The sequence below is a fragment of the Pseudomonas sp. LLC-1 genome (assembly GCF_002992185.1).
Taxonomy (GTDB): domain Bacteria; phylum Pseudomonadota; class Gammaproteobacteria; order Pseudomonadales; family Pseudomonadaceae; genus Aquipseudomonas; species Aquipseudomonas monteilii.
On sequence record NZ_LUVY01000011.1, the window covers coordinates 148,386 to 170,985 of the forward strand.

Here is a 22,600-nt window from a genome sequence, read left to right on the forward strand (position 1 = left end):
CAGTCATTCACCCTAGCGTTCAGGCACTGCCACCCACGGAGCCCGAACAAAATGCCTGAAACGTTTGACACGCAAACCATCACCTTCAAGCAACTGGTTGCCAGCCGCTTCGCCAAGCGCCCCACCCTGCGCGGAGTCATCGGCAAAGTCGGCTTCGCGGTACTTGCCGACCGCTACCCGTGGATTACCCGCAATCACCCACAATTGAACTCACTTGGCGCTTTCACCCTGATGCATGGCGAAGGCAAGGAGCCTGGGCAGGTTGCCCTTGTGGACACCTTGCTGGAACACTTCCTGACGGGGGGCAGCCTGGCGTTCACCGACACCGACATGCTCAGCATTGTGCCGCCTGCACCCTTTCGCCCGCAGGAACAAGGTGCAGACCCGAGCACACAACCCGAAATCAACCTGAGCATGCAGAAGCTGAACGAGGTCTTCGATGAAGTGTTGGCCTCACTCCCCCAAGCCTTCCAGCATGCACAGATTGGCTTCTGGGCTGCGAGCGATGCCACATCGGCATTCTCACCTCTGCACTGGCTGGCACAAACCCTGAAAGCAGCCTTGCTCGGTGGTGTGGAACAGCAAGGCTTGGCCGCCCCGGAAAGAAGCACGCTGTACGGCCTGATCAATGGCAGTGAACAAGGGCTGGTAGTCAACGGCCTGCAGGTTACCCTGGATGACCACCCGCCCCAGACGCTACCCGACCTGCTGATCACCGGTACCTCTGGGCGCGTGCTGTGGTGCAAGCCCTGCGGCGCAGTGCGCAGCCATGAAGGGCTGGCGGCCTTCGCCGAAGCCCTTCGCGATGAGCTGGCACAGCGCTACCCATTCAGTGCCTTGCGCTGGGCACGGCAGCCGCTGGATACCGACCCGTTCCACTACCAGGCCATGGCATTGCTGAACGGCATTCTCGACAGGATCGGCCGCCTGCAGTTGTCGGCGCTTACCTGCGTTCATGACCTTGAAGCAGCCTTCAGCGCCTTGAGCGACCCCTCTGTCAACTTCCTCGATCTGCCCCTGTCGAACACTGCGCAACCGCTCATCAGCCTGCCGGCCTGGCTCACCCAGGCCGACACCACCGGGCGCATGCTGTACGGTGGTGCACTGTTAGAGCTTGCAGCCAGCCACGCGCAAGCCCAAGGCAAGACATCGTTCGAAGCGATAGCGCCTTTGGACCGTTATGCCGCCGACCTGCTACGCAAGCAGATGCGCCTGGATCACCCGGGCAAAGCGCCCCATGACCCGGACCAACTGCTTGTAGAGATCTCTGTGGTGGTACCGTTGTCATCCTCAGGGCCTGCGCAACTGCAGTACCTGAAAAGCATGACGCTGACCGAACTGGCCATTTCACGCTTGCACACGGATGCAAACGAAGTGGCATCCGGCCTTGCCGACACCCACGCACGCCCCCTCGACAGCTGGCTGAACCTTGACTACGTCAATGCACTGATCTCTAAGGTGGACGTTGGTGGCCAATACCCGGTCTATGTCACAGACCAGCTGAAAGACACCACGCTCAAGGCCACACGCATTCGGTGTCACGCCACACAATGGCGCAACACCCTGCGGTTTGCCGCACTCGAAGCCAGACTAAAAGGACAACTGCGTGCGCACACCTGCCAGGCCATCGTCGATTTCTGCCGTGCCACCGCCACACAGGCTGCTTCCCTGACGGTTGCGCCACTGGCATTCCTGCCGGCGCCAGGTGCCGCCAAGGGTGATCGCGTACATGGCATGTTCCTGATCAACATTCATGCAAGCCAGGTTTGGGCCTTGTACCGTCCGTTGTTCGCGCAAGACACCTTGATCGAGTTTGCCAGCCTGGACAGCCTGATGGCGCGAATCCGGACAGATCAGGCCTTGCAGCAAAGCCTGCTTGCCTGGATGGACGATGACGCCCGGGTCATTTACCAACAGGGTGGATTCGAGCGCCCACACCTGCACCCCGGCCTTTCTGCACTGGCGCACCTGCTAGGCACGGAGTCGGCGTTGGTCGATGCCATTGTGGAACGTTTGAAAGTACCGGTCAGCGCGTGGCACAAGCCCTGGTCGGAAGACTTGGACAGCCACCTCTACGAAGCCCGCATCCAGGCATTGCTACTGTTGGCATCCCGGCAGAGTACTTCCAACGCCCAGCAACGCTGGGCGTTGATCGTGCAGCTGGCCTGGGTGGTGTTCAACACGGTCACCCCGCTGGTGCGTGGCCCGGCGGCAACGCTGGCCTGGCTGGTGGCCGCCCTGGCCACACTCAAGGATGACCTGCCAGCGCTTTACCAAGGCAGCCCGCAAGAGCAAGCCATGGCCGCTGCGGACCTGTTGAGCAACCTGGCCATGCTACTGATGCACACGTCATCAGGCCAATCGACAAGTGCCGTCGCCGCAACTGCTACGCCAGCACTGGCCCTTGAGGGCCTTGCCACCAGAGCCCCATTCACGTCAGTAACGGTCGAACCACCCACGGCTACGGACTGGGTTGCGCACGAACAGTCACCAGACCCAAGCCACATCCACGTGGAAAGCTGGCGGAACAGCCAACGTGTGGGGAACCTGCCCGCTGAAGCACGTCAGCGCCTGGCTGAGCTGCGGGCAACCGTTTCCCTGCAAGGCCATGCTGCCGAAACACACGGCCGCCTGCGTGGGCTGTACAAGGTTGGGGAGCAGCTGTATGTGAAGCTTCAAGACGTCGCCTACGAGGTGCACGAGACCTGGGGGGGCGTACAGATCATCGGCCCGGAAACCCACCAAGGTGAATGGCAATCGTATTGGGGAGGTGCACCGGATGGCTATTACATCGTCGGACGAGAGCGCAGCAAAGGCCCCTGGCTGACACGCTGGAACGAAGAGTGGGTGCTGGACCTGAGCCTCGCAGGCGGCATGCCAAAGACCCGCGAGGCCATCACCGCGCAGAATCGCCAGCAGTTCGAAGCACTGCAAACCGATACTCAAGCGAACCAGGCAGCGCTGAACAAACTCGAACCACTGATGGAACGTAATCGGGAACAGCTTGAAGCCTTTGACGACAAGGCAGCCGTCTTCACCCTGGCGTTCAATGCACTGCCCAACCCCGACGTCAGCACGCTGCCAGAGGCGCTTGCACAACAGCGCACGGAACTGCTGAGGCTACGCAACGAGCATATGTCCGACATCACCGCAGCCGCCCTGTACCTGGAGAAGCAAACCACCCTGCTGCACGCCAACGTCGACATCTTCCGGAAAATGCTCGAACCCCGCTTCCTCAAGTACGACCGCTCCGCAGCGACACCACGCAGGCTCAGTAACTGGACCGAAACGGCGATCGACACCGATATGCTCCTGCTCAGGCGCCTGCTCGAACTGATCGACCACGAAAAGCTGCAGGAGCAGTCCATGGGTTTGCGCTGGTTGCCCGACAACGAGGAGCAAAAGCAACGCCACAGTACGTTCCGCGAATCAACCCGGCACTCGCTGAAGGTCAGTCGACGCCTGCTCAAGGTCAGTGAACGGCTGGACAGCACACTCCCCTTGGCGCTGAGCGACGCTCGGGTCGACTATCCCGACAAAAATGCCAAGATCGAACGCACCATCAAACTGCGCCCCTACTCCTCACTGATCGTCCGTGCGCAGATCATCAGCGACCTGGCCTACCTGACGCTGGACAAAACCCTGCTGACCGCCGAGGCCGCTGCCGAACTATTGCCGCTGCAGGTTGGCCTCAGCAACAAGGACTTGTCGGCATCCCTGTGGAACCATGATGGCCTGGCATCAACCAACCTGCCTGCCGACCAGCAGGTCGAAGTGCTGAACAACGTATTGCGCGACTATCGTGCAGCCCTCGGCAAGGCTCAGTACCTGCAGTCGTTTACGGAACCCGCGCTGGACACGCAGATACTCGATGAATACATCAATGAAATGACCGGCCTGGAGCGCATGGCGGAAACCGAGCTGAGCTGCGCACTGGCCAATGTCGAGCGTGGCACACTACCGGCTCCAAGCTCCGTGGCCCACCGTACCAGGCCTGGCAAACAGACGCTGATCCGCACTTCACGTGGGCGCCCGGTACTCGTCGAGCAGGACCCACAAGGGGAGCGTGCAGTGCAGCACAACCCGGCGACCCAACAGCCAGCAGGCACTTATGAACGTCGAGAGGGTGAGTGGCATGAAGTGGTAGGCAACAAGGCGACGCCCTCGCAAGACACCGCACAGCTGCGCCGCCGTGCACAAAGCCTGCTGACACAGAAGGATGCCCGGATCGCATCGGCGGCACGCTACGCGCACGAACCGAACAGCCTGGCAGATCTGCTGGACTGGCAGGTCGAGGACATGCGCGAGGTGGAGCAGCAACTGAGCACCGCACATGACCAACCCAGCACGACATTGAGCGCGCGACTGCGCGATGCCATCGCCGCAGTATCCACGGAAAAACAACGCCTGCTGACAAATGCCTACCTGGGCACCCGTCACCCGGACAGCAGCGCGCTACGTTACCTGCACCAGCAAAAACGGCTTCAGATCACCCTGACCCAGTCTCGCAAAGCGCTTCGCAACGCCAACGATTACCTCGACGTTTACCAGATCAAGGACGTGCAGGCGCCGAAAAATGTGCTGTGGGAGGCTCACTTTCACTACCGCAGCGCCGATGCAGCGCCCAAAACCTTCGCCAAAGGCCACCTGAAGCTCTGGGAACCACGCTTGCCAGGCGATGCCAGGCTTGGCAAAGAGCGTGAGGCCCAGCTGGAGAAGGCCAATACAGCGGCCGAACGCATCGAGATCTATCGCGGTGACCTGCGCCTGGAGCAAGTCGAAGGCATCATTCCCTTCCCGGCTACCTGACAACCCTGATCAACGGGCCTGCCCTGGCATCACGCCAGGGCTTTGTCCAGCGCCCGCTCGATCTCGCCCTTGATGGTGCCGCTCATCATCGACAGCATCATGCCCAGCTTCAGCTCCACACGGATGCTGTCCTCACCGATGTGCACGCTGCCGTTGGCGCCGCTGCGCGCCACATCGACCCGGTCACCGTTCCAGGTGGCCTTCAGGTCGTATTCGCGGCTGAGCTTGTCGACCAGAGCTTCGGCCTTGGCACGGGCGGCATCGCGGCCGAGGGAGTGTTTGCGTTCGACGCTGATCTGGGTCATGCGGGTGTTCCTGAAGATGTAGACATAATCGGCATTATGCCCGCCCCTGCCCACTGGCACACCCCGCCAAGACAAATCCGCCCGTTCGCCCTAGAATGGCGGTAATTTTTTCCGGTGAAGCGATATGAACGACCAGCGCAAAGGCGAACACGCCGAACCCACCACCCATTTCGGCTACCAGGACGTCCCTGAAAGCCAGAAGGCGAAGAAAGTCGCCGAAGTGTTCCACTCGGTGGCCGCCAAGTACGACCTGATGAACGACGTGCTGTCCGGCGGCATGCACCGCCTGTGGAAGCGCTTTACCATCGAGCTGTCGGGCGTGCGCAGCGGCAACCGCGTGCTGGATATCGCCGGCGGTACCGGCGACCTGGCCGCCAAGTTCTCGCGCCTTGTAGGCCCGACCGGCCAGGTGGTGCTGGCCGACATCAACGATTCGATGCTCAAGGTCGGCCGTGACCGCCTGCTCGACCGTGGCGTGGCCGGCAACATCGAGTTCGTCCAGGCCGACGCTGAAAAGCTGCCGTTCCCGGACAACCACTTCGACTGCGTGACCATCGCCTTCGGCCTGCGCAACGTCACCCACAAGGACGAAGCCATCCGTTCGATGCTGCGCGTGCTCAAGCCGGGCGGCCGCCTGTTGATCCTGGAGTTCTCCAAGCCGACCAACAAGCTGATGTCCAAGGCCTACGACGCCTACTCGTTCGCCTTCATGCCACTGGCCGGCAAGCTGATCACCAACGACTCGGAAAGCTACCGTTACCTGGCCGAATCGATCCGCATGCACCCGGACCAGGAAACCCTGAAGAGCATGATGGTCGAGGCCGGTTTCGACCGCGTCACCTACCACAACATGACCAGCGGCATCGTTGCCGTGCACCGGGGGATCAAACCCTGATGCTGCTGGCCGGGCTGCTCGCCAGCGTCGAACATGGCCTGAACCGCATCCTGCGCATGGACAGCACGGCCCTGCCGCGCCTGGCCGCGCTGGAAGGCAAGGTCATCGAGATCGACTGCCGCCAACCGGCCCTGCAGGTGTTCATCCTGCCCGATGAAGAAGGCCTGATGCTCGCCGCGCACTGGCAGGGCGAGGTCGACTGCAGCCTGCGCGCCCCGGCTGGCAGCCTGGCGCAACTGGCCCTGGCCAAGGACAAGACCGCCGTGCTGCACAGCCCGCAGGTTGAGCTGCATGGCGACAGCGCCGTACTGCTGGACCTGTTCGGCGTGCTGCAAGACCTTGAGCTGGACTGGGAGCACGAGCTGCAACGCTGGCTTGGCCCGGTCGCCACGGCCATGCTGGCCGGCCATATCCGCTTGCGTGCACGCTGGACTCGCCAGGGCCTGGCGCGCTTCAGCCAGAACCTGTCCGAGTACCTGGCCGAAGAGTCCCGCACCCTGGTGGGCAAACGCGAAGCCGAAGCCGCCTTCAGCGAACTCGATGCCCTGAAGCTCGACACAGAACGCCTTGAGGCCCGCCTCAAGCGCCTCTCCCGATCCCTTGATACCAGCGATAACGCATGAAGCTGCTCGCCGTCCGCCGTCTTTTTCGCATCCAGCGTGTGGTGATCCGCTACCGTCTCGATGACCTGCTGTTCGACCTGCCGCTGCCCTGGTGGCTGATGAGCCTGCGCCTGCTGATGCCGTGGCGCTGGCTGCCGCGCAAGCCGTCCGAACTGAGCCGTGGCGCACGCCTGCGCCTGGCGCTGCAGGACCTGGGGCCGATCTTCATCAAGTTCGGCCAGTTGCTGTCCACCCGTCGCGACCTGCTGCCCAACGACATCGCCGATGAGCTGATGCTGCTGCAGGACCGTGTGCCGCCGTTCGACCCCAAACAGGCCGTGGCCTTGATCGAGGCACAGCTGGGCGCCCCGGTGGCGCAGCTGTTCAGCCGCTTCGACGTGGAACCACTGGCCTCGGCCTCGGTGGCCCAGGTGCATGCTGCACGTCTCAAAACCGGCGAAGAAGTGGTGGTCAAGGTCGTGCGCCCGGGCCTGAAGCCAGTCATTGCCCAGGACCTGGCCTGGCTGTTCCTGATCGCCAAGGCCGCCGAACGCGCCTCGGCCGATGCCCGCCGCCTGCACCCGGTGGAAATCGTTGGCGACTACGAAAAAACCATTTACGACGAGCTCGACCTGCTGCGCGAAGCGGCCAACGCCAGCCAGCTGCGGCGCAATTTCGAAGGCTCCGAGCTGATGTACGTGCCCCAGGTGTACTGGGACCTGTGCCGCCCCAAGGTACTGGTAATGGAGCGTATCTACGGCGTGCCGGTGACCGACATGGCCACCCTGGCCGACCAGCGCACCGACATGAAACTGCTGGCCGAGCGTGGCGTGGAAGTGTTCTTCACCCAAGTGTTCCGCGACAGCTTCTTCCATGCCGACATGCACCCGGGCAACATCTTCGTCAGCACGGTCAAGCCGTGGAGCCCGCAGTACATTGCCATCGACTGCGGCATTGTCGGCAGCCTGACGGCCGAGGACCAGGACTACCTGGCGCGCAACCTGATTGCCTTCTTCAAGCGTGACTACCGCCGTGTCGCCCAGTTGCACATCGACTCGGGCTGGGTACCGGCGCACACCAAGGTCAACGAGTTCGAAGCAGCGATCCGCACCGTGTGCGAGCCGATCTTCGAAAAACCGTTAAAGGATATTTCCTTCGGCCAGGTGCTGATGCGCCTGTTCCAGACCGCGCGGCGCTTCAACATGGAAGTGCAGCCGCAGTTGGTGCTGCTGCAAAAGACCCTGCTCAACATCGAAGGCCTGGGCCGCCAGCTGTACCCCGACCTGGACCTGTGGAGCACCGCCAAGCCATTCCTCGAACGCTGGATGCGCGACCGCTACAGCCCCAAGGCCGTGTTCGGCAACATCCACAGCCAGGTCGAGCAACTGCCGCACCTGGCCGACATGGCCCGCGACCTGCTCGAACGCCTGTCACAGCCGCACCTGCAAGATCTGCAACTGCCGGAACGGCGCCGCCAGGGCGACCGTTGGGCACTGCGCCTGCTGGGCGCCGGCCTGCTCGGTGGAGGTGCGGTACTGGCCGCTGGCGCCGCTGAAGCCGCCAGCCTGGCCGCCCCGGCCGCGTGGCCGGCCTGGCTGATGCTGGCCGCAGGCCTTTACCTGATCGTACGCCAATAGCCAGCCGCGCCCGTGGCTGGCACACTAGCGCAAAGGGCCCGGTACAGGAGCGGGCCCGTTTTGGAGTCGACGATGAAAGACTGGCTGGACGAGATCAAGTGGAACAGCGATGGCCTGGTACCGGCAATCGCCCAGGACCACAAGACCGGACGCGTGCTGATGATGGCCTGGATGAACCGCGAATCGCTGGCGCTTACCGCCGCCGAGCAACGCGCCATCTACTGGTCGCGTTCGCGTGGCAAGCTGTGGCGCAAGGGCGAGGAATCCGGGCATGTGCAAAAGCTGCATGAGCTGCGCCTGGACTGCGACGCCGACGTGATCATCCTGATGGTCGAGCAACTGGGCCATATCGCCTGCCATACCGGCCGTGAAAGCTGCTTCTACCGCGTGTACGAAGACGGCCAGTGGAAAATCGTCGACCCGGTCCTGAAGGACCCGGATGCCATCTACAGCGCAGGACACTGACATGAGCGACACCCTCAACCGCCTGGCCGAAGTGCTTGAAGAACGCAAGCAAGCGGCGCCTGACAGCTCCTACGTGGCGAGCCTGTACCACAAAGGCCTGAACAAGATCCTCGAAAAGCTCGGCGAAGAGTCGGTCGAGACCATCATCGCGGCCAAAGATGCCGCCGTGAGCAAGGATTACAGCGATGTCATCTACGAAACCGCCGACCTGTGGTTTCATAGCCTGGTGATGCTCAGCGCGCTGGGACAGCATCCACAAGCCGTGCTCGATGAGCTGGAGCGCCGTTTCGGGCTGTCCGGGCACGATGAAAAGGCCGCGCGACAGCCTTCGGCTTGAGCACAACGCATTCTAGGAGAGCACCATGGGTATTTTTGACTGGAAACACTGGATCGTCCTGCTGGTCGTCGTGGTCCTGGTGTTCGGCACCAAAAAGCTGAAAAACTTCGGCAGTGACCTGGGCGAGTCGATCAAGGGCTTCCGCAAGGCCATGAACGACGAAGAGAACAAGCCGGCCGAGCAAACCCCGCCGCCTGCCCAACCTGTTCCGCCGGTGCAGAACACTGCGCAGCAGAGCCAAGGCCACACCATCGAAGGCCAGGCCCAGCCGGTCCAAGAGCCACAGCGGAAAGACTGACCCATGTTCGGCATCAGTTTCAGCGAGCTGCTGCTCGTCGGCCTGGTCGCTCTGCTGGTGCTCGGCCCCGAGCGCCTGCCGGGTGCCGCGCGCACGGCAGGCCTGTGGATCGGCCGGCTCAAGCGCAGCTTCAACAGCATCAAGATGGAAGTGGAGCGCGAAATTGGCGCCGACGACATCCGCCGCCAGCTGCACAACGAGCACATCCTGCAGATGGAAGAGGAAGCCAAACGCATCCTCAACCCGATGACGCCACCCGCACAGCCGCCGGTAACCACGGCCAGCGTGCAGCCACCTGCCGGGCTGGAAGCCAGGCCGGTCGAGCCGCCTGCCGCCCCGGCCACGCCTTCTGAACCGCCTCAACCGCCGCGAGCCCCATGAGCGAGATCCCGGAACACGACCAGCCGATGCCGCTGGTTTCGCACCTGACCGAACTGCGCACCCGCCTGCTGCGGTGCGTTGCCGTCATTTTCCTGATTTTTGCCGGGCTGTTCTCCTTCGCCCAGCAGATCTACACACTGGTCTCGGCGCCGCTGCGCGAGCACTTGCCGGCCAATGCGACGATGATCGCCACCGACGTGGCCTCGCCGTTCCTCACGCCGTTCAAGCTGACCATGATCGTGTCGCTGTTCCTGGCGATTCCGTTCATCCTGCAGCAGATCTGGGGCTTTATCGCACCCGGGCTGTACCGCCATGAAAAGCGCATCGCCATTCCGCTGCTGGTGTCGAGCATCTTCCTGTTCTATGCCGGCATGGCGTTCGCCTATTTCCTGGTGTTCCCGCTGATCTTCGGCTTCTTCGCCAGCGCCACGCCGGAAGGCGTGTCGATGATGACCGACATCGCCAGCTACCTCGACTTCGTGATGACGCTGTTCTTCGCCTTTGGCGTGGCCTTCGAAATCCCGGTAGCGGTGGTGCTGCTGGTGTGGATCGGCGTGGTCGACGTCAAGTACCTGAAGAAAATCCGCCCCTACGTGATCATCGGCTGCTTCGTGGTCGGCATGGTGCTCACCCCGCCGGATATCTTCTCCCAGACCCTGCTGGCCGTGCCCATGTGGCTGCTGTTCGAGGTGGGTGTGCTGTGCGGCAGCATGATCCGCAAACGCAGCGCCCATGACGAAACCGCCGACGACCATAACGACCAGCCACCTGCGACCCAACCGTGAACCTGCTGCTTCTTGAAGAGGCCGACTTCGTTTCGGCCGACCGCGTCGTTCTTGCTGACCGGCGCTTCACCCACATGCAGGACATCCACCGCGTGGCGGTGGGCGACAACCTGCGCGTGGGGCGTATCAACGGCCTGATGGGCAAGGCCACGGTGCTGCGCCTGGAAAAGCACGAAGCCGAGCTGGAAGTTGCGTTTGACCAGCCCCCACCGGCCAAGCTGCCGCTAACCCTGGTGCTGGCGGTGCCTCGGCCGAAAATGCTACGTCGGCTGTTCCAGACCGTGGCCACCCTGGGCGTGCCACGCCTGATCCTGGTGAACAGCTACAAGGTCGAGAAAAGCTTCTGGCAAACGCCCTTCCTGCAGCCCGAGAGCATTCGCGAAAACCTGATCCTTGGCCTGGAACAGGCGCGCGACACCGTGCTGCCCGAAGTCATCATCGAAAAGCGCTTCAAGCCCTTCGTCGAAGACCGCCTGCCCGCCATCGCGGCTGGCACCCTGGGCCTGGTCGGCCACCCCGGCCCCTACCCCGCCTGCCCCCGTGCCGTGGAGCAAGCCGTTACCCTGGCCATCGGCCCCGAAGGCGGCTGGATCCCCTACGAAGTCGACCTGCTGGGCAACGCCGGGCTGGCGCCGGTGCAACTCGGTGACCGTATCTTGCGGGTCGAGACCGCGGTAACGGCGCTGCTTTCGCGTATTTTCTGACGCAAACGCCGTTTTTTCGCCCATCAAGTTTCCCTCTCCCAGGCCGATGCCTTGGCAATACAACAACTATTTGTACTGCCAAGTCGCCAGGGAGTCGTACATGTATCAATGGTTAGCCCAATCGCTGGGCAATGTGAGCGTCAATCGCAAACTGGGGCTGGGCTTCGGCCTGGTGCTGCTGTTGACCCTGGCTATCACCCTGACCGGCTGGCACGGCATGGACAGCATCATCGACCGTGGCGACAAGCTGGGGAACATCTCGGTCATCCAGCAGTACACCCAGGAACTGCGCATTGCTCGCCAGCACTACGAGCGCCGGCGTGACGATGCCTCGGTGGCAGAACTGGAAAAGGCCTTGGCCAACCTCGACCGCCAGGTACAGCTGATGCTCGGGCTGATCGAGCTTCCCGCCGATCGCCAACGCCTGGAGCAGCAGCGCGAAGCCGTGCGCACCTACCAGCAGGCATTCAACGAGCTGAAGCAGGCCGGCCAGCGCCGCGAAGCCAGCCGTGACGTGCTCGGCGACAGCGCCGACAAGGCAGCGGAACTGATCGGCCGCGTGCAGCGAGGCCTGCAACAAGGTGGCGATATCAACCAGTACCAGCATGCGGTGGATGTGAGCGCCCTGCTGCAGCAGGCACGTTTTCAGGTGCGCGGCTACACCTACAGCGGCAACGCCGACTTCCAGCAAACGGCGTTGAAGGCCATCGACCAGGCACTGGCCGAGTTGCGCGCGCTGCCGTCCAAGGTGCCTGCCGAACATGCCGCCAGCCTGGACGATGCCGCCACAGCCATGGCTGGCTACCGCGATGCGGTCATCCAGTTCGGCAATGCCCAGACCGCCAGCGAGCAAGCCCTGCAACGCATGGCAGAACAAGGCACGGTACTGCTGCAGACCAGCCAGGCGATGACCACGTCTCAAACCGAGGTGCGCGACGCCGCTGCAGCCCAGGCCAAAACCCTGCTCGCGCTTGCCACCGTGCTGGCCCTCGCCTTCGGCCTGGTGGCCGCCTGGGCCATTACCCGGCAGATCATCATCCCGCTGCGCCAGACCCTGCGCGCTGCCGAGCGCGTGGCCAATGGCGACCTGACCCAGAGCCTGCCCGTACAGCGCCGCGACGAACTGGGCCAGTTGCAGGCCAGCATGCAGCGCATGACCCAAGGCCTGCGCGAGTTGATCGGCGGCATTGGCGACGGGGTAACGCAAATCGCCAGCGCCGCCGAACAGCTCTCTGCCGTCACCGAGCAAACCAGCGCCGGGGTCAACAACCAGAAGGTCGAGACGGATCAAGTGGCAACCGCCATGAACCAGATGACCGCCACTGTGCATGAAGTGGCGCGCAACGCCGAGCAGGCCTCGGAAGCCGCCCTGATGGCCGACCAGCAAGCCCGCGAAGGTGACCGTGTGGTGGGCGAGGCCGTGGCACAGATCGAGCGCCTGGCGGGCGAAGTGGTCAACTCCAGCGAAGCGATGAACCAGCTCAAGGCCGAGAGCGACAAGATCGGCAGCGTGCTCGACGTGATCAAGTCGGTGGCTCAACAGACCAACCTGTTGGCCCTGAACGCCGCCATCGAAGCCGCCCGCGCCGGCGAGGCCGGGCGTGGCTTTGCCGTGGTGGCCGACGAAGTGCGCAGCCTGGCCCAGCGCACCCAGCAGTCGACCGAAGAGATCGAAGAGCTGATTGCCGGCCTGCAAAGCGGCACCCAACGGGTGGCCACTGTGATGGACAACAGCCGCCAGCTGACCGACAGCAGCGTCGAGCTGACCCGCCGCGCCGGCAGTTCGCTGGAAACCATCACCCGTACCGTGTCGTCGATTCAGGCGATGAACCAGCAGATTGCCACGGCTGCAGAAGAACAGACGGCCGTGGCCGAAGAGATCAACCGCAGTGTGATGAATGTGCGGGACATTTCCGACCAGACCTCGGCTGCCAGTGAAGAGACGGCCAGCTCCAGCGTGGAACTGGCGCGGCTGGGCACCCACCTGCAGGGGTTGGTGGGGCGGTTCAGGCTCTAAACCGAGGGTCGGAGAACCTTCCTACATACAGCAGTGAAATTTCCTACCTGATTATCAGGTCAAGTCCTACAGCTCCGCTGCCGATTGGCAGAGGTGTCATGCCGGCAATACGCCTGCATGCCCTCCCCCAATCGCACGGAGACTTCCCATGCTCGGCTACCTCAACCGCAAGCTCGGCAACCTCAATGTCGCCGCCAAACTGGCCCTCGGCTTCGCCGTGGTCCTGCTGCTCACCTTGGCCACCACCATCAGCGGCTGGCGTGCTCTGGATGGCGCCATCAACCGCTCGCAACAGCTCAGTGAAATTGGCCAGATCAACGATCTGGTCAAAGACCTGCGTGCCGAGCGCATCACCTTCCGCGTACTCAGCGACGACACCAGCAAGGCACGCATCCAGCAGGCCATCGAGCAACTGGAGCGCATGCTGACCACGTTGCAGCAGCGCAGCAACGTTGACGAGTCCCGTCAGTTGCTCACACAAAAACTGCAATTGCTGCAACAGCTGCGCGAAGACTTCATCGAGCTGCAAAGCACCGTCGCCAGCCGTACGACACTGCGCCAGGCCATGCAAGCGCAAGCGCTCAAACTGGACGATGTCATCGACGACTTGCAGACCCAAGCTTTGCTGACGATGTCTGAGAGTCAACAAGGCAGCGCGCTGGGCCTGATGGAAAGCCTCAGTCGCCATGTCGAAGGCGCCAACCAGCAAAGCCTTGTACCGGCCTACACCTTCTCGCCTGTCGAGGCGTTCGCCAAGGTCGGCGACGATGCACTGGACGCCGCCGACAAGAGCCTTGAGCAACTGCTAAAGGCCCTGGCACCGCTGAGCTTGCCACGATCACTGACCGAGCAGCCCGGCGTCGAGTTGGCCAAATACCGGGCCAGCCTGAATCAGTACCGCCGTGCAGCGGTGCGCGCCGAGCAGCTGCAGGGCAGCATGGAAAAGATGGGCGACGAACTGGGCGTGGCGAGTGTAGAACTGGCCGGGCGCAAAGTTGAACAACGGGACAGCGAAGCCCTGGCCGCCCGCTCGCTGCTCACCAGCGTGGCGCTGCTGGCGCTGGTGCTCGGGGTGATAGCCGCCTGGCTGATTACCCTGCAGATCACGCAGCCACTACGCCAGACACTGGCCGTGGCTGCGCGCATCGCCAAGGGTGACCTGAGCCAGGTTGACACCGTGCAACGCCGCGACGAAATGGGCCAGCTGCAAACCAGCATGCGCAAGATGACCTTGAGCCTGCGCGAGCTGATCGGGGGCATCGACCAGGGTGTCGGTCAGCTGTCGCAGGCTGCCACACAGCTGGCGACCAGCAGCGAGGACACCAAGCTGCGCATCAACCAGCAGCGTGAGGAAACCGACCAGGTGGCCACCGCCATGAACCAGATGAGCGCCACCGTGCAGGAAGTGGCACAGAACGCCGAGCAGGCCTCGCTGGCCGCGACCAACGCCGACCAGCAGGCGCAACTGGGTGACCAGGTGGTAGCCGAAGCCATCGGCCGTATCGAGCAACTGGCCGGACAGATGGACCATTGCCTGACGGCCATGCAGCACCTGGCGGGCGAAAGCCAGCGGATTGGCAGCATCCTCGATGTGATCAAGTCGGTGTCCGAACAGACCAACCTGCTGGCCCTGAACGCGGCGATCGAAGCGGCGCGGGCCGGTGAAGCCGGGCGTGGATTTGCCGTGGTGGCCGACGAGGTACGCGGCCTGGCCCAACGGACCTCGACGGCCACCGAAGAAATCGGCCAGCTGATCGACAGCCTGCACAACGGCACCGACGAAGTGACCCGCCTGCTGGACAACAGCAAGCACCTGACCGAGCAGAGCGTGGAACTGAGCCGCCGCGTCGGGGATGCACTGAGCCAGATCACCGACACGGTGTCGAGCATCCAGGGCATGAACCAGCAGATCGCCACGGCCAGCGAGGAACAGAGCGTGGTGGCCGAGCAGATCAACCGAAGCGTCATCAGTGTGCGGGATGCGTCAGATCAGACCAGTGCGGCCAGTGAGCAGACGGCGGCTTCGAGTGGGGAGCTGGAGCAGTTGGGGCGGCAATTGCGAGGGATGGTCGGGCGGTTCAACATTTGAGATTGCCGGGGCTGCTTTGCAGCCCAATCGCCGGCAAGCCAGCTCCCACAAAAAGCAGGACAGCGCCATACCTGTGGGAGCTGGCTTGCCGGCGATTGGGGCGCATAGCGCCCCCGCTTTTTTTACAGCACCTGGCGCAAGAAAGCCTGGGCCCTTGGGTCTTTCGGGGCAGCAAAGAAGGCGGCCGGAGCCGAGTCTTCCAGCAGCTTGCCATGGTCGAAGAACAGCACGCGGTCCGCCACTTCGCGGGCGAAGCCCATTTCGTGGGTAACGCAGACCATGGTCATGCCTTCCTGGGCCAGGGTCTTCATCACGTCCAGCACTTCGCCGACCATTTCCGGGTCAAGCGCCGAAGTGGGCTCGTCGAACAGCATCACTTTCGGGTCCATGGCCAAGGCGCGGGCAATCGCTACCCGCTGCTGCTGGCCACCGGACAGGCGCGACGGGAATTCGTTGGCCTTCTGCGCAATGCCCACTTTTTCCAGCAGCGCACGGGCCTTGGCTTCACGCTCGGCCTTGTTGCGCTTGCGCACCACCTTCTGCGCCAGGCACAGGTTTTCCAGCACGGTCATGTGCGGGAACAGGTTGAAGTGCTGGAACACCATGCCCACTTCGCGGCGGTAGGCGTTGATGTCGGTCTTGGGGTCGGCCAGCTGCAGGCCGTCGATGGCCACATGGCCTTCGTCGAAATGCTCCAGGCCGTTCAGGCAGCGCAGGAAGGTCGACTTGCCCGAACCCGATGGGCCGAGCACCACCACCACTTCGCCCTTGGCGACCTGGGTGGTGACGTTATCCACAGCCCGTACCACCTGGCCACGGGTGTCGAAGACTTTCAGCAGGTCACGGACTTCAATCACTTTGCGCAAGCCTCCGCTCAAGCCGGCTGGCAATGTGCGACAGCGGCAGGTTGATCAGCAGGTACAGGCCTGCCACGCAGAACCAGATCTCGAACGTCGAGAACGAGGTGGTGATGGCCTCACGGCCGCTCTTGGTCAGTTCGGTAATGGCAATTACCGACACCAGCGAGGTGTCTTTGACCAGGCTGATGAACTGGCCGGCCAGCGGCGGCAGCACGCGTTTGAACGCCTGCGGCAAGATGACATGCCGCATCGACTGGCCCGCGTTCAGGCCCAGCGAGCGGGCCGCTTCGTTCTGGCCCTTGGCAATGGACTGCACCCCGGCACGGACGATTTCGGCCACATAGGCGCCGGTGAACAGCGCCAGCGCCGCCACCCCGGCAAACTCGCGGGAGAGGTTGAGCACGGTGCCGATAAAGAAGTAGAAGATGAAGATCTGTACCAGCAGCGGCGTGCCGCGCACCAGTTCGACATAAACGGTCGACAGGTCACGCAGGGTCGGGTTGTTCGACAACCGGCACAAGCCGGCGAACAGGCCGATCACCAGGCCAAGCGCCCCGGACACCACCGAAATCCACAAGGTGGTCCACAGGCCCCAGGCCAGCGGGCCCGCTGCCCAATGGCGGGTTACGCCTATCGCGTCGCCTTCGGCAACATCGTCGCCACGGCTTAGTTGCAGGCTGTCCTTGGCCACATCAAGTACTTGTTCGGCGCCGCTTTCATCTTTCAGCGTGACGCGGGCGTTATCGCCGGAGATGACGATGTCCTGCACAGTGCCGTAATTGGCAGCGCGCTGTGTTTCCTCGGCCTTGTAGGCGAAGTATTGCGGTACGCGGTTCCAGCGCCACTCGTAGGAAATCATCGAGGTGGCCATATACAGGCTGAACGCCAGGCCCACCAGAACCAGGGCCGTCAGCCCATGCCAGGGCCACTGGGCTTTCTTGTGTTTGATCACGTGGGGTACTTCCGTAAATGCGAACGCGCAGGGTTTGCCTGCGCGTCGGGGTCATAAAGCCGGGCTTGTGGCCTGGGCCTTATTCCATTTCCTTCAGCCAGTCCTTGTTCTTGAACCACTTGTCGTGAATACGATCGTAGGTCCCGTCATGCTTGATCTGGTGCAGGAAGTTGTTGATGAAGTTGATGCTGTCGTAGTCGCCTTTCTTCAGGCCGAAGGCCAGCGGCTCGTAGGTGAAGGGTTCTTCGAGGAACAGCAGCTTGCCAGCGCCGGCCTTCTCAACGGCCACCACGTTGTACGGTGCGTCGTAGACAAAGGCGTCAGCCTTGCCGTTGACCACGTCCATCACCGCTTCCTGCTCGTTGTCGTAGCCGTGGTACTTGGCTTTGCCGATCAGCTTCTTGGAAACCATCTCGCCGGTGGTGCCGAGCTTGGACGTGAGGCGGTACTTCTCGTTGTTCAGGTCTTTGTACGACTTGATCTCGCCAGCCAGTTCCTTGCGGATCAGCAGGGTCTGGCCAACCACGATGAAGGGTTCGCTGAAGTTCAGGCGCAGGTTGCGTTCCTGGGTCAGGGTCATGCCGCTGCCGATCATGTCGAACTTGTCGGTCAGCAGGGCCGGGATGATGCCGTCATAGGCGGTGGATACAGCTTCGAACTTGACGCCCATGGACTTGGCCATGGCTTTGAGGATATCGACCTCGAAACCGATGATTTCGCCACGCTTGTTGGTCATCTGGAACGGCATGTAGGTCGGGTCCATGCCCACCCGCAGGGTGCCGCGCTTGACTGCATCATCGATGGCGCCGGCCTGGGCCGCTGTCACGGCGACCAGGGCGGTAACACCGACCAGCAGTCGCGAAAGGTATTTCTTGATCATCACCAAGTCCCCTAGCAAGAAAAGTAGCGAATCTTATTGTATTGGCACGGCCGTACTGGCCGAGGCGTCGTATCGGAATGGGATGCTAACGCATGGCGGCTCGGGGACCTAGAGCCGGGGGGGACTTTGTTGGCCAAAAAAGCATCGCGGATAAATCCGCTCCTACAGGGGTAACCCTGGTAGGAGCGGATTTATCCGCGATTGCGATGGTTCAGGCGCCGACGAGTGCCGGTTGGCCTTCGTTCTCCGGGTGCAATGGCAGCAACGGCGAATGCGGGTCGTTCTTGATGGAAGCGCGCCACACATCGATCCACGCCGCATTGTGCTCTGCCCACACCTGCTCGTGCAGGCGGGTCAGCGCCACCGGGTCGCTGAGCAGGGCCAGGCGGGTATTGAGGTCAAGCCCTTTCGGCCCAACCTCCATCGCCTTGGCCACACGCTCTGCACGCAGCGCTTCGATCGGCGCCGCCTGACCATGACGGGCAGTGGCCATGGCACAAGCCAGGGCGTTCTGCCGTGGGTCGACCACGGCCCGCACGAAGCCGTCATGCAGGGCATGCCAGCGGTTCTCGTGGGTGTACCGGTCGGTGGCCAGCAACTCCTGCGGGGTAGCGTATTCCTCGGGAATGAGGAACAGCTTCTCGTCTTTGGCTGCCAGGCCCAGGCGCGTACGGCTGGAAATCACCGAAACCGGGATCGACAGCACCAGCGAGCCAACGATAGGCGCCAGCCACCACAGGAAGCTCGGGTTCAGCCACGCCACCAGCCCAGCCCAGGCAATACCCAGCAGGGTTTGCGGACCATGGCGACGCACAGCCTCGCCCCACGGGGTGGAGTCGTCGTCACGCTGGGGCGAATTCCAGGTCGCGGCCCAGCCGAGGAACGCGGCCAGCACGAAGCGGGTGTGGAAGATCATGCGCACCGGTGCCAGCAGCATGGAGAACAGCATCTCCATCAGCATCGACAAGGTGACCTTGACCCGCCCGCCGAACTCGACGGCACCTTTGGCCCAGATCAGGATGACACTGAGCAGCTTGGGCAGGAACAGCAGCACGATGGTGGTGGAGAACAGCGCCACGGCCTTCTCCGGGTGCCACTGCGGCCACAGCGGGTACAGCTGGTACGGCTCGATGAAGTACTGAGGCTCCATCAGCGTGTTGGTCGCCAGCAGCGCAGTCGACAGCACCAGGAACAGGAACCACAGCGGCGCCGACAGGTACGACATCACCCCGGTGAGGAACACCGCACGGTGCACCGGGTGCATGCCCTTGACCAGGAACAGGCGGAAGTTCATCAGGTTGCCGTGGCACCAGCGGCGGTCGCGCTTGAGCTCGTCCAGCAGGTTTGGCGGCAGCTCTTCATAGCTGCCCGGCAGGTCGTAGGCGATCCACACGCCCCAGCCGGCACGGCGCATCAGCGCAGCTTCGACGAAGTCGTGAGAAAGGATTGCACCGGCGAACGCGCCCTTGCCCGGCAACGGCGCCAGGGCGCAGTGCTCGATGAACGGCTTCATACGGATGATCGCGTTATGGCCCCAGTAGTGCGACTCGCCCAGCTGCCAGAAGTGCAGGCCGGCGGTGAACAGCGGGCCGTACACGCGGGTGGCGAACTGCTGCATGCGCGCATACAGGGTATCCATGCCCGAGGCTTTCGGCCCGGTCTGGATGATGCCGGCGTCCGGGTTGGCCTCCATCAGGCGCACCAGGCTGCTCAGGCACTCGCCGCTCATGACGCTGTCGGCGTCGAGCACGACCATGTACTTGTACTCGCCACCCCAGCGACGGCAGAAGTCGTCGAGGTTGCCGCTCTTGCGCTTCACCCGGCGCCGACGGCGGCGGTAGAAGATGCGGCCAAAGCCTTTGGTTTCGCGGCACACGTCCAGCCAGGCCTGTTGCTCGGCCACGGCAATGTCGGTGTCGTTGGTGTCGCTGAGCACGAAGAAGTCGAAACGGTCGAGGTTGCCGCTGGCGGCCACCGACTCGAACGTTGCACGCAGGCCGGCGAACACGCGCGGCACGTCTTCGTTACAGATCGGCATCACCAGTGCGGTACGCGCCTCGGGTGCAATCGGCTCGTTGCCGGCGCTGCTGCCCGAAATTTTGTACTTGTCGCGCCCGGTGAGCAGCTCGAGGAAGCCCATGAGCGCAGTCCAGAAGCCCGCCGACACCCAGCAGAACAGAATGCCGAAGAGGATCAGGATGGAGGTTTGCAAGGCATACGGCCACACCTGCACCACCGTATCCCACAGCGACTGGTTGAGGATTTCGTCGAGATCGACGAACGACCAGCCCTGGTACGGCAGGATGCCCTTCATGTACCAGCCGGCGACGATGGTCTGGCCGATCATCAGGGCCAGCAGGATGTAACGGCGGATCGAGCCGACCGTGCGCCAGCGCGCCGGCGGCAGCTCGCGCTTGGGTGGCTGCGGCGCATTGGTGCGGCCGGTCATGCGCCGCCACATGCGGATCAGCACGTTGGTGCGCCAAGGCTCTGGCACCACTTTGGTGCGTTTGATCGGCGGGGCGATTTTCAGGCACAGGCGGCCGCTGCCGTCGACACCGAGCATTTCGGCGTCTTCCAGCTCGGCGGCGCTGCCCACGGTCAGGCGCGGGCCCACCGAGGCCTGCACGGCCTCGGCAGCGTCGGCGGCCGGTTTGGCCGCCAAACGTTGGTGCAGCTCACTGAACGACGTGCAATTGGCGAGTTCCGCCCGTTGCTCGTCACTCAGTGGTAGGTGAGCCAGGTACTCGCCAAGCGATACTGGCCTTGCGCTTGAGTTACTCATCGGCAGGCAACTGATAGCTCCAGGTCTCGGTCAGCACCTTCTCGGTGGTGGCCGGGGCCCCGTTGGTGGGCGCCGCATCGGCGGCAGGTTGTTCGGCCTTGGCAGTTTGCTCAGCCTTGACGGCTTTCTCGGCCTTGGCATGTTTGGCTGCGGCCTTGTCCTGCTTGGCGTCCTGCGCAGGCTTGGCGGGTTCGACCGGCACATCGTGCACCAGCGCGGCACGCATTTCGGTCGATTTGTTGGCTTCCTTGACCTTCAAACGCAGGGTCAGGCGCCAGCCCTTGGTCTCAGGGTTATAGCGCAGATTGTTCTCGACCACCTCGGCGTTGTCGCCCACGCTGATCTGGCTGCGCACGGCGGTGTCTTCCGGCAGTGCGGCCAGGGCCGGGCCGGCGAAGTCGACCAGGAAGGCCACGCTGCCGTCTGGCTGGCGAATCAGGTTGGACTGCTTCACATCACCGGTGGAACGCAGGGTCTGCTTGACCGAGCCCAACTCAGGCGCCTGGAACTTCGCCTCGTTGATGGTCCAGTGCAGGCGGTAGGCGTACTCGAACGGCTTGCCTGGCTCCGGCAGCTTTTCCGGGCTCCAGAAGGCAACGATGTTGTCGTTGGTCTCGTCGGCAGTCGGGATTTCGACCAGGTCGACAGTACCTTTGCCCCAATCACCCTTCGGCTCGATCCAGGCGCTTGGGCGCTTCTGGTAGTTGTCGTCGAGGTCTTCGTAGTCGCTGAAGGCGCGCTGACGCTGCATCAGGCCGAAACCACGCGGGTTCTCGACGCTGAAGTTGCTCACGGCCAGGTGTTTCGGGTTATTCAGCGGGCGCCAGATCCACTCGCCGTTGCCGGCATGAATCGACAGGCCTTCGGAGTCGTGCAGGGCCGGGCGGTAGTTGAGCACCTTGGACGGCTGATTAGGGCCGAACAGGTACATGCTGGTCAGCGGGGCAATGCCCAGGCGGCTGACCTGGTCACGCAGGAAGACCTGGGACTGTACGTCGACCACGGTATCGTTGCCCGGGCGCAGGGTCAGCTTGTAGGCACCGGTGGAGCGTGGGGAATCCAGCAGGGCGTAGATCACCAGGTGCTTGTCGGTCGGTTTGGGTTTTTCGACCCAGAACTCGGTGAAGCGCGGGAATTCCTCGCCCGATGGCAGCGCGGTGTCGATGGCCAGGCCACGGGCCGACAGGCCGTACACGTGGCCCTTGCCGACCACGCGGAAATAGCTGGCGCCAAGCAGGGTCATGATCTCGTCCTGCTTGTCGGCCTTGTTGATCGGGTACAGCACGCGGAAGCCGGCGTAACCCAGGTTTTTGGTGGTTTCCGGGTCGTGTGGCACGTCACCGAACTCGAAGCGGCTCGGGTCGTACTTGATTTCCTCGACCTTGGTGGCGGTGACCTCGTTGATTTTCACCGGGGTATCGAAGTGCATGCCCTGGTGATAGAACGACAGCTTGAACGGGGTCTTGTCCTTGGCCCACTCGGCCTTTTCCTGCAGGAAATGAATTTTCTGATAGTCCGCAAACTTCATGTCGCGGAATACGGCCGGCAGGTTGCTTTTGGGTGCTTCGTACTTCTGGCCGGCCAGATCCTTTGCCTTGGCTGCAACATCGTCAAGATTGAATGCCCACAGCTGGCCCGCGCTCATCAGGCCGACCAGTGCCACACTGGCCATCAAAGCCTTGCGCAGCCCGGTTCCGGGGATTCTTGATGCTTTTTGGGGACTAACAATCACGAGCAACCCTCGCCGAAAACAGATCATGAAACCAACGGCCAGCGACAAATGCCGGGTTGGCGAGCAC

General features: G+C 62.9%; 18 protein-coding genes and 2 pseudogenes. 14 read left to right on the forward strand and 6 right to left on the reverse strand.

Going from position 1 to position 22,600, the window contains the following annotated elements:
• Nucleotides 1–51: 51 nt before the first annotated feature.
• Nucleotides 52–4,809, forward strand: coding sequence for a dermonecrotic toxin domain-containing protein (locus A0O30_RS10185; protein ID WP_105946389.1), 4,758 nt, complete (start codon nt 52–54; stop codon nt 4,807–4,809).
• A gap of 29 nt (nt 4,810–4,838) precedes the next feature.
• Here the strand turns inward: A0O30_RS10185 and A0O30_RS10190 are convergent, their stop codons facing one another.
• Nucleotides 4,839–5,114 (reverse strand): polyhydroxyalkanoic acid system family protein, encoded by a 276-nt coding sequence (locus tag A0O30_RS10190; RefSeq protein WP_016712430.1) that lies wholly within the window; start codon nt 5,112–5,114, stop codon nt 4,839–4,841.
• Between the two features lie 124 nt (nt 5,115–5,238).
• Here A0O30_RS10190 and ubiE point away from each other — a divergent pair, with 124 nt between their 5' ends.
• The 13 genes and pseudogenes from ubiE to A0O30_RS28210 all read left to right on the forward strand — a co-directional run bounded on the left by ubiE (nt 5,239) and on the right by A0O30_RS28210 (nt 15,324).
• The gene (gene ubiE, locus A0O30_RS10195) at nt 5,239–6,009 is read left to right on the forward strand and encodes a bifunctional demethylmenaquinone methyltransferase/2-methoxy-6-polyprenyl-1,4-benzoquinol methylase UbiE (RefSeq protein WP_016712431.1); all 771 of its coding nucleotides are present in this window, start codon (nt 5,239–5,241) and stop codon (nt 6,007–6,009) included.
• The gene (locus A0O30_RS10200) at nt 6,009–6,632 is read left to right on the forward strand and encodes an SCP2 domain-containing protein (protein ID WP_028698463.1); all 624 of its coding nucleotides are present in this window, start codon (nt 6,009–6,011) and stop codon (nt 6,630–6,632) included. Before ubiE ends, A0O30_RS10200 begins: the two co-directional genes overlap by 1 nt.
• A complete protein-coding gene (gene ubiB, locus A0O30_RS10205; RefSeq protein ID WP_105946390.1) occupies nt 6,629–8,248 on the forward strand; it encodes a ubiquinone biosynthesis regulatory protein kinase UbiB in 1,620 nt (539 codons plus the stop codon). The genes A0O30_RS10200 and ubiB overlap by 4 nt, the downstream gene beginning before the upstream one ends.
• Nucleotides 8,249–8,320: 72 nt before the next feature.
• The gene (gene hisI, locus A0O30_RS10210) at nt 8,321–8,713 is read left to right on the forward strand and encodes a phosphoribosyl-AMP cyclohydrolase (RefSeq protein WP_003249284.1); all 393 of its coding nucleotides are present in this window, start codon (nt 8,321–8,323) and stop codon (nt 8,711–8,713) included.
• Between the two features lies 1 nt (nt 8,714).
• Nucleotides 8,715–9,050 carry a phosphoribosyl-ATP diphosphatase gene (locus tag A0O30_RS10215; protein ID WP_013974545.1) on the forward strand — a complete coding sequence of 112 codons (336 nt, stop codon included), beginning with the start codon at nt 8,715–8,717 and terminating at the stop codon, nt 9,048–9,050.
• A gap of 25 nt (nt 9,051–9,075) precedes the next feature.
• On the forward strand, nt 9,076–9,348 hold the full coding sequence (locus A0O30_RS10220; RefSeq protein ID WP_105946391.1) for a twin-arginine translocase TatA/TatE family subunit: 273 nt from the start codon (nt 9,076–9,078) through the stop codon (nt 9,346–9,348).
• Between the two features lie 3 nt (nt 9,349–9,351).
• On the forward strand, nt 9,352–9,729 hold the full coding sequence (gene tatB / locus A0O30_RS10225) for a Sec-independent protein translocase protein TatB (protein WP_060500613.1): 378 nt from the start codon (nt 9,352–9,354) through the stop codon (nt 9,727–9,729).
• On the forward strand, nt 9,726–10,514 hold the full coding sequence (tatC, locus tag A0O30_RS10230) for a twin-arginine translocase subunit TatC (RefSeq protein ID WP_016712436.1): 789 nt from the start codon (nt 9,726–9,728) through the stop codon (nt 10,512–10,514). Before tatB ends, tatC begins: the two co-directional genes overlap by 4 nt.
• Nucleotides 10,511–11,218, forward strand: coding sequence for a 16S rRNA (uracil(1498)-N(3))-methyltransferase (locus A0O30_RS10235; protein WP_105946392.1), 708 nt, complete (start codon nt 10,511–10,513; stop codon nt 11,216–11,218). Before tatC ends, A0O30_RS10235 begins: the two co-directional genes overlap by 4 nt.
• Before the next feature lie 217 nt (nt 11,219–11,435).
• Nucleotides 11,436–12,380, forward strand: a pseudogene (locus A0O30_RS28195) (methyl-accepting chemotaxis protein); the annotation flags it as partial.
• 141 nt (nt 12,381–12,521) lie between these two features.
• On the forward strand, nt 12,522–13,235 hold the full coding sequence (locus A0O30_RS28200) for a methyl-accepting chemotaxis protein (protein WP_371257697.1): 714 nt from the start codon (nt 12,522–12,524) through the stop codon (nt 13,233–13,235).
• 148 nt (nt 13,236–13,383) lie between these two features.
• Nucleotides 13,384–14,469: pseudogene (locus A0O30_RS28205) on the forward strand (methyl-accepting chemotaxis protein); the annotation flags it as partial.
• Complete coding sequence (locus tag A0O30_RS28210; RefSeq protein WP_371921621.1) at nt 14,461–15,324, forward strand: methyl-accepting chemotaxis protein; 864 nt, start codon at nt 14,461–14,463, stop codon at nt 15,322–15,324. The pseudogene A0O30_RS28205 and the gene A0O30_RS28210, both read left to right, overlap by 9 nt.
• 122 nt (nt 15,325–15,446) lie before the next feature.
• Here A0O30_RS28210 and A0O30_RS10250 read toward each other — a convergent pair whose 3' ends face one another.
• The 5 genes from A0O30_RS10250 to A0O30_RS10270 all read right to left on the reverse strand — a co-directional run bounded on the left by A0O30_RS10250 (nt 15,447) and on the right by A0O30_RS10270 (nt 22,533).
• Nucleotides 15,447–16,181 carry an amino acid ABC transporter ATP-binding protein gene (locus A0O30_RS10250; protein ID WP_025752329.1) on the reverse strand — a complete coding sequence of 245 codons (735 nt, stop codon included), beginning with the start codon at nt 16,179–16,181 and terminating at the stop codon, nt 15,447–15,449.
• Entirely contained in the window at nt 16,174–17,136 is a 963-nt protein-coding gene (locus tag A0O30_RS10255; RefSeq protein ID WP_105946395.1) for an amino acid ABC transporter permease, read from the reverse strand. The genes A0O30_RS10250 and A0O30_RS10255 overlap by 8 nt, the downstream gene beginning before the upstream one ends.
• Before the next feature lie 79 nt (nt 17,137–17,215).
• Entirely contained in the window at nt 17,216–18,013 is a 798-nt protein-coding gene (locus tag A0O30_RS10260) for a transporter substrate-binding domain-containing protein (RefSeq protein WP_025752328.1), read from the reverse strand.
• Nucleotides 18,014–18,227: 214 nt separating this feature from the next.
• Nucleotides 18,228–20,801, reverse strand: coding sequence for a glucans biosynthesis glucosyltransferase MdoH (mdoH, locus tag A0O30_RS10265; protein WP_105946396.1), 2,574 nt, complete (start codon nt 20,799–20,801; stop codon nt 18,228–18,230).
• Nucleotides 20,794–22,533: a glucan biosynthesis protein G gene (locus A0O30_RS10270; RefSeq protein ID WP_218274916.1), complete on the reverse strand. Its 1,740-nt coding sequence runs from the start codon at nt 22,531–22,533 to the stop codon at nt 20,794–20,796. The genes mdoH and A0O30_RS10270 overlap by 8 nt, the downstream gene beginning before the upstream one ends.
• Nucleotides 22,534–22,600 lie beyond the last annotated feature (67 nt).

What these genes read in the sequence shown, in the direction of transcription:
- A0O30_RS10185 (WP_105946389.1), top strand. Translation starts at nt 52, where the DNA reads ATGCCTGAAACGTTTGACACGCAAACCATCACCTTCAAGCAACTGGTT.
- A0O30_RS10190 (WP_016712430.1), bottom strand. Translation starts at nt 5,114, where the DNA reads ATGACCCAGATCAGCGTCGAACGCAAACACTCCCTCGGCCGCGATGCC.
- ubiE (WP_016712431.1), top strand. Translation starts at nt 5,239, where the DNA reads ATGAACGACCAGCGCAAAGGCGAACACGCCGAACCCACCACCCATTTC.
- A0O30_RS10200 (WP_028698463.1), top strand. Translation starts at nt 6,009, where the DNA reads ATGCTGCTGGCCGGGCTGCTCGCCAGCGTCGAACATGGCCTGAACCGC.
- ubiB (WP_105946390.1), top strand. Translation starts at nt 6,629, where the DNA reads ATGAAGCTGCTCGCCGTCCGCCGTCTTTTTCGCATCCAGCGTGTGGTG.
- hisI (WP_003249284.1), top strand. Translation starts at nt 8,321, where the DNA reads ATGAAAGACTGGCTGGACGAGATCAAGTGGAACAGCGATGGCCTGGTA.
- A0O30_RS10215 (WP_013974545.1), top strand. Translation starts at nt 8,715, where the DNA reads ATGAGCGACACCCTCAACCGCCTGGCCGAAGTGCTTGAAGAACGCAAG.
- A0O30_RS10220 (WP_105946391.1), top strand. Translation starts at nt 9,076, where the DNA reads ATGGGTATTTTTGACTGGAAACACTGGATCGTCCTGCTGGTCGTCGTG.
- tatB (WP_060500613.1), top strand. Translation starts at nt 9,352, where the DNA reads ATGTTCGGCATCAGTTTCAGCGAGCTGCTGCTCGTCGGCCTGGTCGCT.
- tatC (WP_016712436.1), top strand. Translation starts at nt 9,726, where the DNA reads ATGAGCGAGATCCCGGAACACGACCAGCCGATGCCGCTGGTTTCGCAC.
- A0O30_RS28200 (WP_371257697.1), top strand. Translation starts at nt 12,522, where the DNA reads ATGAACCAGATGACCGCCACTGTGCATGAAGTGGCGCGCAACGCCGAG.
- A0O30_RS28210 (WP_371921621.1), top strand. Translation starts at nt 14,461, where the DNA reads ATGACCTTGAGCCTGCGCGAGCTGATCGGGGGCATCGACCAGGGTGTC.
- mdoH (WP_105946396.1), bottom strand. Translation starts at nt 20,801, where the DNA reads ATGAGTAACTCAAGCGCAAGGCCAGTATCGCTTGGCGAGTACCTGGCT.